The sequence below is a fragment of the Syntrophaceae bacterium genome (assembly GCA_013177825.1).
Lineage (GTDB): Bacteria > Desulfobacterota > Syntrophia > Syntrophales > PHBD01 > PHBD01.
The window spans coordinates 150668-165014 of sequence record JABLXX010000004.1 but is presented as its reverse complement, the minus strand read 5'-3'; the positions used below and the strand labels follow the sequence as shown (position 1 = coordinate 165014).

Here is a 14347-nt window from a genome sequence, read left to right as displayed (position 1 = left end):
CACCGATCTTCCCGGTTCGCTTCCTCAATCCAGGATGATCGTGGCATCCACCGCGCATAGACCGTTCTCCGTGACCAGGAACGGATTGATGTCGATCTCCCGGATCCGCGGGACGGACATCCCCAGTTCTCCCAGAGCGATAAGAACCTTCGCCAGCTGTTCCCTGTCCACCGGTGGAGCGCCGCGATGTCCATTCAGGAGAGCCTGCCCCCGGATGCGCCCGATGAGCTGCAGCGCTTCTTCTTCGCTGAGCGGAGCCACGGCAAAGGCCGTGTCCCGAAGCACTTCCGTCAGGGTCCCGCCGAGGCCGAACAGCACGCAGGGGCCGAACTGGGGATCGCGGATCAGGCCGGCGATCAGCTCACCGTTCCCGCGGATCTGACGCTGGACCAGAACCTCTCCTTCGTCGGTCAGGCCTTTCCGGATCATGCCGTACGCCTCCCGGGCTCCCCGGGAATCGGTAACGTTCAGATGCACCAGTCCGGCATCGCTCTTATGAACCAGGCCGGGCTGCAGTCCCTTGAGCACCACGGGATAACCGATTCGTTCCGCTTCCCTCAGGCACGCTTCCTCGTCCGCGACACGCGCCTCTTCTACGGCTGGAATCCCCCGGGAGCGGAGAATCCGCTTGGAAAGCTCCTCGTCCAGGGTCCCCCGGGCGCCTCGCATCAGAGCCTCGATTTCCGGCGTTACACCGGCCGTTACCGGGGTGGGGACCTTCCGGGCAATCGCGGTCGTAGCGGGCCGCCTCCGTAAAACGGCCTCGATGCACTCCACGGCGCGATACAACTCCTGAAACGCGAGCACGCCCAGGGTGCGGGCCTGTTGCTGAAACTCGGAGACGTTGTCGCGGGTTCCCAGGAGCCACAGAAAGACGGGTTTCCCCGCCTTCCGGGACTGGGCGGCCAGGTCTTCCAGGTCCATGGTGATACGGAAGTTGCCGACAAAGGCCAGGAGCAGGACGCCGTCCACACCCGGATCGGCCAGGATGGAGCGCAGGGCCGTGCTGTAGACGTCCACACCGGTCCCCATGTTCTTTTCCATGGCGGGCCACACATCCACCGGATTGGCAACAGGCATCCAGGATGGGAAGATTTCCTGCAGAGCGGAGGTGGTCTCCGCAGACAGATCAGCCACCTCCAGTCCCACGTCTTCGAAGAAATCCGCTGCCAGGATCCCGGCGCCGCCACTGAAAGTAAGGACCGCGATCCTCCCCTTCCCGGATGCCGCCGGCGGAGCAACAGCCATGGAACGACAGAGATCCATCCACTGCTTGAAGTCCCTGGCCTCCGTGACGCCGGCCTGGGCCAGGGCGCCGGCGATGATGGCATGGTTTCCCGCCAGGGAGGCGGTATGGCTCATGGCGGCCTTCGCGCCCCGGCTGCTCCTCCCGCCTTTCAGCACGACGACCGGCTTGGGACATGTGCGGCACAACTCGAGGAATCGGCGGCCGTCCCGAAAGGATTCCAGATACATGCCGATCACCTTTGTATCCGGATCTCCAGCCAGATATTCCAGCAGATCGTTTTCATCCACATCCGCTTTGTTCCCGATGGAACAGGCTTTGCTGATACCCATGACCCCGTGGGTCATGAGGTCCACCAGGAACCCCGCCGAGAGGAGGCCGCTCTGCACGACCAGGGAAACATCTCCCGGGACAAGTCCCCGCAGGAGAGCATTGGGATCCATAAAGGAAAAAACATGCCTGCGGACGGCATCGACGAGCCCCATGCAGTTGGGACCCCAGATCCGAATCCCCAGTTCGTGCGCCCTGACTACCATCCTGTTCTGCAGTTCCCGGCCTTCCGGACCCGTTTCGGCGAATCCTCCGGACTCGATGATGGCGCCCCGGATCCCCTTCCCGGCGCATTCGTCCAGGGCCGTAAGAACCTGCGGGGCCGGGACGAACAGAATCGCCAGGTCCACAGAATCTGGAACTTTCCGAAGGGATGGGACGCATCGGATTCCCTCGATTTCACCGTATTTCGGATTGACGGGACAGATGCCCCCCCGAAAGCCCGTGATGAGGTTTTTCAGGATGGCGTTGCCTCCCTTCGCCGGGTTCGGTGTGGCGCCGACAACTGCAATTCCCTTGGGGTTGAAGAAAAAGTCCATCGTTCTCCTCCGGATGAATGGGAAAGATGTCATTTCCCCTATTATAAAACCGCCTGAAAGGGAAGCGCCGTGTGAACGGCGCGCCGGCTGAAATTGGACAGCCGGCAACCACCTGTGCTATGAAGACAATTAATCACATTCTGCGTCTCGCATCAGAAAACAGTTTCCATCCATTATAAACCGCCAGACATGAATCGCTTCGGGAAGGAGGTGGAGAAAGGCAGCGGATCCTCACGGAAAAAGCCACCCGGCCAGGGGAAAGCGTCCAGTCCGTCAGTGTAGACCAATCCATACAGGATCATTTGAAACCGCAAAGGAGGGATCGCATGAGCTGGAAGGATATCTACAACAGCAGGTTGATGTCGGCACAGGAAGCGGCAAAAATCGTTCAATCAGGCGACCGTTTTTGGACCCCCTTGCTTCTGGGTCAGCCGTCCATGCTGATCATGGACGCCATCGCAGACCGGAAGGATGAACTCAAGGACGTGGAGTACTGTTTCGCTCTTGTCCTCAGACCCTACAAAATCTTCAAGCCGGAATACCGGGATACCTTCAAGCTTGTTTGCGGATTCTACAGCACGCCGCACCTTCAGGAACTCGCCAAAACGGAATGGTCCAATTTTTGGCCCGCCCAGAGCTCGGACATCTCCATCAAGAACATCCATCGCCAGCGCACTTATCCGCGCCGCGGAGGAATCATTCTCCAGGTTACCCCGCCGGACGAGCATGGCTTCGTAAACCTGGGCCTGGACACGTTCTACACCGAACAGATCATGGACCAGTCCGACTGGATCATCGGAGAAGTGAACCCGAACATGCCCCGGACCTACGGGCAGACAAGCTTCCATGTGAGCCGCTTTACCGCTTTTGTGGACAATCCCAATCCGATCATCGCCGTTCCCACACCACCGCCTTCCGATGTGGAAATCAAGATGGCGGAAAACGTCGTGAAGCTTCTCCGGGACCGCGATTGCATCCAGGTGGGCATCGGCGCTGTTCCGGCCATGATCAGCAAGCTCCTGGAACACTCGGGACTGAAGGACATGGGAATCCACACGGAGATGGCCCCGGCAGGAACCCACAAGCTGGTCGAAAAGGGAGTCGTCACCGGCAAGTACAAGAAGGTCAACACCGGCAAGATCATCCTGGCCTTCACGATGGGTGACAAGGAACTCTACGACTTCCTGGCAAACAATCCCATGGTAGAGTTCCGGCCGACGATCTACGCGAACTACATTCCAACCCTTGCCCAGGAAGAAAATCTCGTGGCTATCAATGGCTCCATCGAGGTGGACCTCACGGGCCAGATCGTCTCCGAGTCCGTAGGGAACCTGATGCGGACTGGGTCGGGCGGCCAGTTGGACTTCGTCATCGGCTCCTTCTGGTCCAAGGGCGGCCGGGCCATCAACCTGGTACCGTCAACGACCCTGAACGACACGGTATCCAGAATCGTTCCTTACATTTCCTGGGGCGCACGGGTCACCGTACCGCGGCATTACGCGGGCTATGTTGTCACGGAATACGGGGCGGCGGACCTGTATGGGCGGTCGGAACCGGAGCGGGCGGAGGAACTTATCAAGATCGCCCATCCGAAATTCCGGGAGGAACTGGAAAAAGCCGGCAGGGAGCGGGGCCTGATCAAGAAGAAGACCTTCTGATCCGGCTTGGAGAGACAAATCCTCTCCATGGGAATGATGGTAGCCGGGAAACACACGGGGGAGTCCGAATGGTCTCCCCCGTTTTTTGGGTCACTGTGTTAAACCTGGAAGCCACAGGGCAATGGAGGGAAACAGAATCAGCAGGATCGCCATGACCAGTTGCGCCAGGAGAAACCGCGTCGCCCCCCTGAAGATGACCTGCAGGGGCACATCCTTGGCCACACCGGCCACGACATAGACGTTGATACCGACCGGCGGTGTGATGACACCCATGCCGGTGATCAGAACGATGACGACGCCAAACCAGATCGGGTCGTAGCCGAGCGTCATGACCACGGGAAAGAAGATGGGGATGGTGAGCATGATCATCGCCAGGGAATCCATCAGGCACCCCAGCAGGAGATAGGTCAGGATGATGAGGCCCATGATCAGGGGCGGAGGAAGAGCAACGCCCGCCACCCAGCCGCCGACCTCCGAGGGAATGGTCGTCACAGCCAGGAAATGGCCGAAGACGGTGGCCCCCGCCACGATGAGCATAATCATGCAGGAAATCCGGGCCGTTTCCTGTAACGACAGAACAAATTTTCGCCATGTGATGTTTTTCCCGACCACGGCGATGAGGATCGTTCCCAGGGAGCCGATGCCGGCCGCTTCCGTGGGTGTGAAGATGCCGACGAACAGGCCGCCCATGACCATGAAAAACAGGACCAGCGTTTCAATCACGCCGGCCAGCGAGGCGATCATCGCGCGAAATGGAGCCCGGTTGTCCTTCTGGCAGAGATCCGGCCGCAAGGCGACCCAGATCACTACCGCCAGCACGAAAAGGAGCGAAAGGAGGATTCCCGGCAGAACGCCTGCCATGAAGAGCTTCCCGATGGACTGCTCCGTCATCACCCCGTAGATGATGAAGATCGTACTGGGCGGGATCAGGATGCCCAGGCTTCCCCCCGCCGCCACGACGCCGGTTGCCAGAGCCGGATCATACCCGCGCTTCTTCATCTCCGGAAGGGCCACGGATGCCATGGTCGCCGCCGTGGCGCTCGTTGAACCGCAAATGGCCGAAAAGGCGGCACAGGCGCCGATGGTGGCAATTGCCAGCCCACCCCGCAAATGCCCGAGAAACAGGTGGGCGGCATTGAACAGACGCCCGCTGATTCCCGAGTGAAAGGCCACCTGGCCCATGAGTACGAACAGGGGAATGACCGTCAGGTTGTAGGAACTGAAGACGGAAAAGACGTCCCGGGCCATGAGACCCAGCGCCGCATCCCAGGAAACCAGGACTCCGAAGCCGACGAAGCCCACAAGGGCCATCGTGAACCCGACGGGGATCCGGAGAAACATCAACACAACAAGCAGGACGAATCCGGCGATGCCGGTGGCGATCGGCGTCACGACGACACCACCCTTCTGGCAAAGCGAACGAAATCGACCAGTAACACGCAGACGAGAAGAGCGCAGCCGACGGCGATTCCCCAGGCAAACGGTGAAATCGGCATGGCCAGGGTCAGGGACACTTCGCCGCTGGCCTGCAGATCCCGGGCATAGACAGCACTTTGCCAGGCCAGAAGCCCGAAAAGAACGGCGCCGACCGAGGCCTCCAGGCCTTCGATGTACAACTGCCAGCGGACCGGCAGCATGGAAGTAAAAAACTCCACGGCAATGTGCCCCTTGTCAATGGATGTCTGACCCATGGCGAACGCCGCAACGACCGTTCCCAGAAAGCCGACGATCTCATAGGTCCCGGGGATGGGAGAACGGACAAGGCGAAGGATCACATCCGCGCAGGTCAGGAGCATCATGGCCACAATGCCCGCACAGGCAATGCCGTTCGCATAGCCGATCGTCTTCAGATATCCCCTTCTCCAGGGCATGCCTTTTCCCTCCGTGGTGCCGGTCCGCCTGCTCCGCTATTTTTTCCCCGAACGGCCCGCTTTCTTGATCAGGAGTTCCGCTTCCTGGACCACACTCTTTCCCGACACGCCGTTCGTTTTGACCGTTTTCACGTATTCGTCGATCACGGGATTGACGGCTTTCCGCCACCGTAGGCTCTGCCCCTTCGACAGCGGAATGATCTTGTTACCCAGTCCGAGACTGAAAGCCCTGCCTTCCGCATCAAGGTCGTCCCAGGCCTTGCCGTGGACATCGATCCATTCGGCGCTGACATCCTCGAATGCCTTGCGGACATCTGCCGGCAGAGAATTCCACTTCTTGAGGTTCATAACAACGTACATGGCCGTTGTATATCCGATATTGCGGCAATCCGTCGTATATTTAATCACCTCTGCCTGCTTCCATCCCTTGAGGACTTCAATGGGACCGATCGTCCCTTCCACAACACCCTTCTGCAGGGACTCATAGGTCGATCCCTGGGGCATGGCCACAGGAACGGCCCCCAGAGCCGTAATCACCTTGGCGCTGAGACCGGTCGAACGGATCTTCATTCCCTTCAGGTCTTCGAGTGACCGCACCGGCTTCACCGTATGCAGAAGTCCGGGACCATGGGCATGCAGATAGAGAACCTTCACCTGATCCAGTTCCCGGGGTTTCATCTTCTGGTAAAAATCGTTGGCAGCCCTCGTGGCGGTCCGGCCGTTCGGGTACCCGAGAGGAAGATCCAAGGCCTCCATGACGGGGAAACGTCCACGGGTGTAAGCGAACGCGGACATGCACATATCGGAGATCCCCTTGACGACGCCGTCGTAGCACTGATCCGCCTGGGTGAGGGATCCCCCGGCGAAGATCTGGATTCTCACCCGATCCTGCGTACGGCGCTCCACTTCCTTGGCCCATGCGTCGGCCGCCTTTTTCTGACCGTGGTTCGGCGGGAAAAAGATGCTGTACGTCAATTGGGTTGGTCCCGCCCAAGCGGCGGGAATGCCGGAGCCTACCCCCAGCAGCAGGACTGCCAGTGCGATCCAGACGATTCTTTTCATGTTTGTTCTCCTTTTTATGATGATGAATGAATTGCCGGCATGTCAGCCGGATGCAGCAGTTTCAGGATTCCCGGGACCCATACCATGGGTGCCGTCTCCACTCATGAATGGCCTGTCTGCCCGCCCGATGAACGACCAGACAGGCCGTCGGTAGGCGTAGCATGAAGAACAGAAATAATATCGAGCCTGGATGTCATAAAACATCATAGAATCATAATTTCCCGCTTTAGGGCTTTTTTACTGACGGGGATGATAGGGACGGACAAAAAATCTGGAGGAAGCCTGCTTTCCCGCCGGTCGGCGAGAAGCAGGCATCAATACATATAGGGCTGGACGAGAAGAATACTCATGGATGCTCGGGGCATGGTGTCCGGAATCACGACCGTTTCCTCGATCACAAAAAATGAGGTTTCACTCCTATGGGATCGATGTATCGCTGTCAAGTATTATTTGTTCGGGATTGATTCTGGTGGCTTACCTCACGGCGCAGCCGCTCTACTTCTTCCTTGTACTGTTCGGCCTTTGCCTTGGCCAGTTCGATCTCTTCACGGGCCTTGTCCAGTTTTTCCTCGTGTTTGTGGCGGTCTTCCCGGATCTTGTCCTGGATGTCGTCAAATCCGACGTACATGGCGAGAATTCCGCCCATGATCAGGGCAATCGGCAACCCGCCCTGGACGATGACAAGAAACTGATGTCCCCAGAACATGATGCCGATAAGACCGAATACGGTCGCAATCGCGCCGCCAATGAGCAGAGTCATCCTGGATAACCTCCCGCTGCGGGTCTTTCCCTACTCCAAAATGTTGGTTGTTTTCGTTACACCATGACTGGAAAACGTCAATATCATACCGCCGTGATGCAGGCAAGGCGAAACGACCGGCGGAAGGGCTTTCCAGCCCCCTGTTTTTCGCTCATATCCTACTGAAATGACAGCTTAAATCATCGACCTTTTTTTCGTTGACATTCCCCGGTGGCCATGATAGGGGGCGCGATGAAATGGGATAGATCAGACAGACAGTCCCTGATTCAGTTGGCCTATGCAAGCACCGTCGGCATTGCCATGGTGCTGACCATTTTCGGAGGGCTCTATTTCGGAGCCTGGCTGGACCGGAGACTGGAAACAGGGCATCATTACTTCATGTTCCTGTTTCTGGCGATCGGGGTAATCGTCGGATTCCGGAACATCTACCTGGTAATTCAGAAAAGCGCGCAGGATGATGAACCCATCATCCGGTACATAAAAAGTGAACCGCATCGAAAAAGACCCTCTCCAGGCAAGACTTGAAATCACCAACTGGCTCGTTCTGGCCGTTTGCCTGGTCGTCAGCGCCTTGCTGCTGTCTTCTTCGTTTACCTACGGAATTCTTCTCGGCGGGTTCATCAGCATCATCAATTTCCACTGGCTGGACCGGGACCTGAGGGGGATATTTTCCAATCTTACGGGAAAGGCGAAGTCCGCCCTCCTGCTGAAATATTACCTGCGTCTGGCCGTTACGGCAGTCGTGCTGTACATCCTGATCAGCCAGTCCCTTGTGGATATCATCGGCCTGCTTGTCGGTCTCTCCGTGGTGGTCATGAACATCGTGCTGACAGCAGTTCTGGTATTCTCAAAAAAAAATCGCGTTGAGGAGGTTTTATAAAACATGCACGGTGAATTTCTCTTTGTCCACATTCCCGGCGTTGCCAACCATGTCGCGCACACATGGCTGATCATGGTGCTTCTGGCCCTCTGCGGATTTCTGGCCACGCGCGGACTGTCCGTTTATCCGGGGCGTTTTCAGAACGTCATGGAGGTCATCGTGGGAGCCCTCGATTCCCTGCTCGTTGATACAATGGGGGAGCAGGGCAAACGGTTCTTTCCCCTGATCGCGACACTGGGACTCTTCATTCTCGTTTCGAACCTCCTCGGCCTTGTTCCCGGATTTATCTCGCCAACATCGAGCCTTAACATGACGATCGCCATGGCACTCATCGTTTTCGTACTGACCCACGTTGTGGGCGTCCAGGTGCAGGGTCTCAAGTATTTCAAGCAGTTCCTCGGACCGGTCTGGTGGCTCATCCCGCTGATGCTTCCCATCGAGCTCATCAGCCACCTGTCGCGCCCGCTGTCCCTTTCCGTGCGGCTCTTCGGAAACATCGAAGGCGGACACATCGTGATCATCGTCCTGCTGATCCTGGTTCCGCTGCTGATTCCGCTGCCCATCCTCATTCTGAAAGTGCTGATTTCCTTCATCCAGACACTTGTCTTCATGCTTCTGTCCATGATGTACATCGCCGGGGCCATGGAAGAGCACCATTGATCCGATAAGAACGCAAAAGCATCATCCCATAGACAAAAAAAGCGTCTCATTTCGAGACGCTTTTTTTGTGCCACATCCATCTGTATTTCGCCTCTGTCAGGGCATGCTTTTCATCATTCGCTGTGCCGGCAGACGTCCCTGTTCATTCTCGCAGAGCAGCCCGTATCAAATGCCGGCTCTACTTCTTCCCTGACAGATAGGCATCGATCGCCTGGGCCGCCTTGCGGCCCGCCCCCATGGCCAGAATCACCGTGGCGGAACCGGTAACGATGTCGCCGCCGGCATAGACGCCTTTCCGCGTCGTCTCTCCGGACTCCCCCTTGGTGACGATGTATCCCCACCGGTTCGTTTCCAGACCCGGGGTCGTGGAAGGCACAATGGGATTGGCCATGGTCCCCACGGCAACGACCACCGTGTCGACGTCGATGACGAACTCGGAGCCGACAACAGGAACGGGGCTTCTTCTTCCCGAAGCGTCCGGTTCACCCAATTCCATGCGCAGGCAACGGATCCCCGTCACCCAGCCGTCCTTGTCGCCCAGATATTCCACCGGGTTGGTAAGCAGCTTGAACTGCACGCCCTCTTCCCTGGCGTGGTGGACTTCTTCGATCCGGGCGGGCATCTCCGTCTCGCTTCGCCGATAGATGATATAAGCATTATCCGCCCCCAGGCGCAGGGCCGTCCTTACGGAATCCATGGCCACGTTGCCGCCGCCGACGACAGCCACGTTTTTCCCCCGGACGATGGGCGTGTCGTACTCGGGAAACCGGTAAGCCTTCATGAGATTCGAGCGGGTCAGGTACTCGTTGGCCGAATAGATGCCGTTCAGATTCTCGCCGGGGATGTTCATGAAAACCGGGGCGCCGGCCCCGACGGCGAGGTAGACGGCGTCATAACCTTCTTCGAAGAGTTCGTCCACCGTCTTGATCCGGCCGACCAGGGCGTTCAGGACGATCTTGACCCCCAATCCGCGGAGGTAGTCCACTTCCGCCTCCACGATGGCTTTGGGAAGCCGGAACTCGGGAATTCCGTACACCAGGACGCCGCCCGCCTTATGGAGGGCCTCGAAAATAGTCACCTCGTAGCCCAGCTTCACCAGGTCCCCGGCGATGGTCAGTCCGGAAGGGCCCGCTCCCACGACGGCGATCTTCTTGCCGTTCGGAGCCGGCTTTTCCGGAACAACCACCTGGTTCGTGTCCCGCTCGTAATCGGCGGCAAACCGTTCGAGACGGCCAATGGCCACCGGCTCGCCTTTTTTCCCCAGGATACAGAACTTCTCGCACTGGTCCTCCTGGGGACAGACCCTCCCACAGACGGCGGGCAGGCCGTTCGTCTCTTTCAGCTTGCGGGCGGCACCCAGGAAATCTCCTTCGGCGATCCGTTTGATGAACTCGGGAATCCGCACATCGACCGGACATCCTTCGATGCACCCCGGCTTCTTGCACTGGATGCAGCGCTTCGCCTCGAGGATCGCCGTTTCGGGCGAATAGCCCAGAGGAACCTCGTTAAAATTGGCAATTCTTTCCTGCGGTGCCTGCTCCGGCATCTTCTGCCGGGGAACCTTCTCTTTCTTTTCTTTCTTCGGTTCAGTTTCCATTCCACCCGCACCTGTGTTTTTCGTAGGACTGCTTTTCTTCTTCGCAGTACATCCGGAGGCGGCTTGCCAGAAGGTCGAAGTTCACCTGGTGCCCATCGAATTCCGGGCCGTCGACACACGTGAATTTCGTTTTGCCCCCGACCTCCACCCGGCAGGCTCCGCACATTCCCGTGGCATCCACCATGATGGGATTGAGGCTGACGGTGGTTGGAATCGCATAAGGCCGTGTGAGGTTGGCGATCACCCTCATCATGGGCACCGGGCCGATGGCAAAGACGTGATCGATCTTCTCGCCGCGATCAATGATCTGCTGCAGGACGGCGCTGACAAATCCGTTGAACCCGTAGCTGCCGTCATCCGTACAGACCACGAGTTCATCGCTGGCAGCCCGCATCTCGCTCTCAAGAATGATCAAGTCCTTCGTCCGGGCACCGATGATGGAGGTCACCCGGTTCCCTTTCTCCTTGAGAGCCTTCGTGATGGGATAAATAACGCCCACGCCGACGCCTCCCCCAACGCAGACGGCGTGGCCGAAGACTTCAATCTCCGTGGGATTTCCCAGGGGGCCCTGGACGTCCTGAAAGGCATCGCCCTCCTTCAGGGCGGACATGGCCGCCGTCGTTTTCCCCACGACCTGGTAGATGATCGTGATCGTCCCCCGGACCGGATCCGAATCGACAATGGTCAGCGGAATCCGCTCCCCCTTCTCGTCGATCTTGAGGATCACGAACTGGCCGGCCTTCCGCTTCCGGGCGATCTCCGGCGCCAGGATGTCCATCCGGAACACCGCCTCGGACAACTGCTTTGCTGCCACTACTGCATACAAGGCTGTTTCCCCCTTGACATAAAAAGGGGAGCCTGAAGCTCCCCGGAATCGACTTCCATTGCGGCTTGAGAATTCAGCCGACGATTTTCGAAAGGCCCGCCGCTTCAGTATTCCTTCGTCAGCTTGTCCAGCTCCGCCAGGGTAAACACGGGGCCGTCCTTGCAGACGTACTTGCTGCCGACATTGCAGCGCCCGCACTTTCCGATGCCGCACTTCATCCGCATCTCCAGCGATGTGATGATGTTCTCCTTGGAGAAGCCGAGATCGAAGAAGACCGGCAGGGTGAAGCGGATCATGACCGGGGGACCGCAGATGACCGTCACGGCGTTTTCAGAACTGGGCGCCACTTCCTTGCAGACCGTGGGCACGAAGCCCTCCCGCCCTTTCCAGCCGGCATCTCCCTTGTCGACGGTTACGTTGAGATCGATATCGTCCCGTTTGGACCATGTCTCCAATTCATCCTTGTAGATGAGGAGTCCCGGATTGCGGGCGCCGTAAACCACGGTGATCTTGCCGAAACGCTTCCGGTTGTCCCCGTGGATCATGTAATTGATCAGGGAACGCAGCGTCGTGAAGGCAAAGCCGCCACCCACGATGACGATATTCTTTCCCTCCAGGAACTCGATGGGCCAGGAATTTCCGAGCGGCCCGCGGAGCCCCATCCGGGTGCCTTCCTCCATTTCGTGGAGGGCCGTGGTGACGACGCCGGCCTTCTGGACCGTGAATTCCACATATCCCTTCTGGGTGGGAGAAGACGCGATCCCGATGGGGGATTCGCCTTTGCCGAAGATGGACAGTTCTCCGAACTGGCCCGGGATGTACCGGAACTTCTCCTCGTCCTCCTTATTGAGGAAGGCGAAGCGGAAGGTCTTGATGTCCTTGGTGTCCACCTCGGTGACGATCTTGATCACTTCCACGGGGTAGGGTACGTATGGATTCTGCATTGCGCTCTCCCGATATTATAATGTCGAAATGTCCTGAACAATTTTACGGATGTCGATGTTCACAGGGCAGTACATCACGCAGCGCCCGCAGCCCACGCAGGCGATGGCGTTGAAATTGTCCACGTAATACTTGAACTTGTGCATCGTCCGCTGGCGCCAACGCTCCTTCTGGGTCATCCTCGGGTTGTGCCCCGACGTTTCCTTCGTGAACAGCGGATACATGCAGGAGTCCCAGTTCCGCAAGCGCCGGCCGTCACCGTACTTCATCTCATCGCTGATGTCGAAGCAGTGACACGTCGGACACAGGTAGGTGCAGGTTCCACAGGCCAGACACTTCTGATGGATCGTGTTCCAGAAGGGGTGCTCGAAGTTCTCGTCCAGGATCGGCTTGATTTCTTTCGCCGGGATTTTGGACGAAATGGCCTGCTCCGCCTGGGCGGCGATTTCCTCTTTCTTTTTCGCGGCTCCCTCGTCAGCCTGAGCATCGCCAAAATACTTCAGGAGTTTCGCTCCTTTTTCGGTGATGAACTCAGCCAGGACCTGATCACCCAGATCGGTCAGCAGGACGTCGGCCCCCTCGGAGGAAACGGGGTGCCCGCCTACGGACGTACAAAAGCAGGTCGTATAGGGCGGACGACTGCAGGCCAGAGCGACGATCGTCGTTTTATTCCGCTTGTCGATCCAGAATGGATCCTTGTACTTCTCCTGATCGAAGAGCATGTCCAGGAGGACAAAACTCCGGGCGTCACAGGGGCGTACGCCGAAGAGGACGGCCTGTCCGCTTTCCGCTTCCAGGCTCGCGAATTCCGTCCCCTTCGGGGTCCGCGTGTAGCGCATCATCACTTCCGTCCGCGGAAAGAAGAAGTTCTTCGGTGCGTTCTTGCTGTTGGAAAAGGCCGTGAGGGGCTCCTCCCCTTTTTCCAGCAGCTTGAAGAGGACATTGTCCTCCACCTTCACCGGTGCGAACACGGGTCCGTCCTCACCGATCTTCCTGATGATGCCCCCGAGGGCGTCCTTCTTGATCAACCGTTTTTCCATAACGTCCCTTTTTCTTCTGTATGAAAGATGTTTATCACCGCCGGTTCGCGGCGGCCGGCCGAAAGGGTCTTATACGCTACAGGAGGCCCAGCCCGCTCACCAGGGGAGTCGGGTCCACGTTGTGGAGCTTGAACCAGGACGAGGGCCCCTGGAGTCCCATGGCCAGAGCCACCAGTTCCGTGAAATAGAAGACGGGCAGGCGGACATTCTCGCTGGCCCTCATGTCCAGATTGGCCATGCAGACCGGACAGGCGGTCACGACGCAGTTGGCTCCCGCCTCCCGGGCCATGGCAACCAGTTTATCCACCATCTTGATCACGATGTCTGTCCGGCTGATAGTCAGGCTGCCGCCGCAGCAGTCGGTCTTGTAGGACCAGGGACGAACATCCGCACCCATCGCCCTGAGCAGCTTGTCCAGAAGCACAGGGTTTTCGTAATCGTCGAACTGGCACACTTCCGGCGGACGCAGAAGGAGGCATCCGTAATAGGAAACGGGTTTCAGGCCGGTCAGTTTCCGGGCAACCTTGCCCTCCAGGACATCCAGCCCGATGTCTTTGCAGAAGATATCAATGGGATTGCGGACGGAAACCGTTCCCTTGACTTTCCGCCCCAGGATCTTTTCCACTTCCGTCTTCAGGGCGGCATCTTCGGCAAGATGGTGCTGGGCCGACTTGAAGCGATTGAAGCAGGCGGCGCAGGGAACCATGACTTCCTTGAGATCCGATTTCTCGGCGGCCGCCAGATTCCGGGCGGGCAGGGCCACGGACAACTTGAAATTGGTGGCGTGGGCCGATGTCGCCCCGCAGCAGGACCAGTCCTCCACTTCCTTCAGCTCGATCCCGAGGGCCCGACTGACCGCCTTGACGGACTGGTCATATTCCTTCGCCGTCCCGTGGAGGGAACATCCCGGATAATATTGAACTTTCAACGCTTGCC

General features: G+C 58.3%; 14 protein-coding genes. 4 read left to right on the top strand and 10 right to left on the bottom strand.

The annotated features are described in order from the left end of the window. Window positions 1-24: 24 nt before the first annotated feature. Window positions 25-2115, bottom strand: coding sequence for an acetate--CoA ligase family protein (locus HPY65_10240; GenBank protein NPU84856.1), 2091 nt, complete (start codon window positions 2113-2115; stop codon window positions 25-27). Window positions 2116-2441: 326 nt separating this feature from the next. Between HPY65_10240 and HPY65_10235 the strand changes: the two genes are divergently transcribed. Then, the gene (locus HPY65_10235; GenBank protein ID NPU84855.1) at window positions 2442-3773 is read left to right on the top strand and encodes a 4-hydroxybutyrate CoA-transferase; all 1332 of its coding nucleotides are present in this window, start codon (window positions 2442-2444) and stop codon (window positions 3771-3773) included. Window positions 3774-3863: 90 nt separating this feature from the next. Here HPY65_10235 and HPY65_10230 read toward each other — a convergent pair whose 3' ends face one another. From HPY65_10230 to HPY65_10215, 4 genes are all read right to left on the bottom strand, one after another. Then, window positions 3864-5165 carry a TRAP transporter large permease gene (locus HPY65_10230; GenBank protein NPU84854.1) on the bottom strand — a complete coding sequence of 434 codons (1302 nt, stop codon included), beginning with the start codon at window positions 5163-5165 and terminating at the stop codon, window positions 3864-3866. Next, complete coding sequence (locus HPY65_10225) at window positions 5162-5644, bottom strand: TRAP transporter small permease (GenBank protein NPU84853.1); 483 nt, start codon at window positions 5642-5644, stop codon at window positions 5162-5164. The genes HPY65_10230 and HPY65_10225 overlap by 4 nt, the downstream gene beginning before the upstream one ends. 36 nt (window positions 5645-5680) lie before the next feature. After that, window positions 5681-6706, bottom strand: a complete 1026-nt coding sequence (locus HPY65_10220; GenBank protein ID NPU84852.1) for a TRAP transporter substrate-binding protein — start codon at window positions 6704-6706, stop codon at window positions 5681-5683. Between the two features lie 439 nt (window positions 6707-7145). Next, window positions 7146-7466 (bottom strand): hypothetical protein, encoded by a 321-nt coding sequence (locus HPY65_10215; GenBank protein ID NPU84851.1) that lies wholly within the window; start codon window positions 7464-7466, stop codon window positions 7146-7148. Between the two features lie 231 nt (window positions 7467-7697). Between HPY65_10215 and HPY65_10210 the strand changes: the two genes are divergently transcribed. From HPY65_10210 to atpB, 3 genes are read left to right on the top strand one after another with little or no spacing between them, the layout of a single operon-like run. After that, on the top strand, window positions 7698-7991 hold the full coding sequence (locus HPY65_10210; protein ID NPU84850.1) for an AtpZ/AtpI family protein: 294 nt from the start codon (window positions 7698-7700) through the stop codon (window positions 7989-7991). Continuing rightward, window positions 7951-8346, top strand: coding sequence for an ATP synthase subunit I (locus HPY65_10205; protein NPU84849.1), 396 nt, complete (start codon window positions 7951-7953; stop codon window positions 8344-8346). The genes HPY65_10210 and HPY65_10205 overlap by 41 nt, the downstream gene beginning before the upstream one ends. Window positions 8347-8349: 3 nt before the next feature. Continuing rightward, window positions 8350-9006: a F0F1 ATP synthase subunit A gene (atpB, locus tag HPY65_10200; protein NPU84848.1), complete on the top strand. Its 657-nt coding sequence runs from the start codon at window positions 8350-8352 to the stop codon at window positions 9004-9006. Window positions 9007-9184: 178 nt separating this feature from the next. Here the strand turns inward: atpB and gltA are convergent, their stop codons facing one another. The 5 genes from gltA to HPY65_10175 form a co-directional block, all read right to left on the bottom strand. Continuing rightward, complete coding sequence (gene gltA / locus HPY65_10195) at window positions 9185-10603, bottom strand: NADPH-dependent glutamate synthase (GenBank protein ID NPU84847.1); 1419 nt, start codon at window positions 10601-10603, stop codon at window positions 9185-9187. Continuing rightward, the gene (locus tag HPY65_10190; GenBank protein NPU84846.1) at window positions 10593-11429 is read right to left on the bottom strand and encodes a sulfide/dihydroorotate dehydrogenase-like FAD/NAD-binding protein; all 837 of its coding nucleotides are present in this window, start codon (window positions 11427-11429) and stop codon (window positions 10593-10595) included. Before HPY65_10190 ends, gltA begins: the two co-directional genes overlap by 11 nt. A gap of 104 nt (window positions 11430-11533) precedes the next feature. Further along, window positions 11534-12373 (bottom strand): FAD/NAD(P)-binding protein, encoded by an 840-nt coding sequence (locus HPY65_10185; GenBank protein ID NPU84845.1) that lies wholly within the window; start codon window positions 12371-12373, stop codon window positions 11534-11536. Between the two features lie 15 nt (window positions 12374-12388). Continuing rightward, window positions 12389-13411, bottom strand: coding sequence for a 4Fe-4S dicluster domain-containing protein (locus HPY65_10180; protein NPU84844.1), 1023 nt, complete (start codon window positions 13409-13411; stop codon window positions 12389-12391). Window positions 13412-13487: 76 nt separating this feature from the next. Then, window positions 13488-14339 (bottom strand): CoB--CoM heterodisulfide reductase iron-sulfur subunit B family protein, encoded by an 852-nt coding sequence (locus HPY65_10175; protein ID NPU84843.1) that lies wholly within the window; start codon window positions 14337-14339, stop codon window positions 13488-13490. Between the last annotated feature and the right edge of the window lie 8 nt (window positions 14340-14347).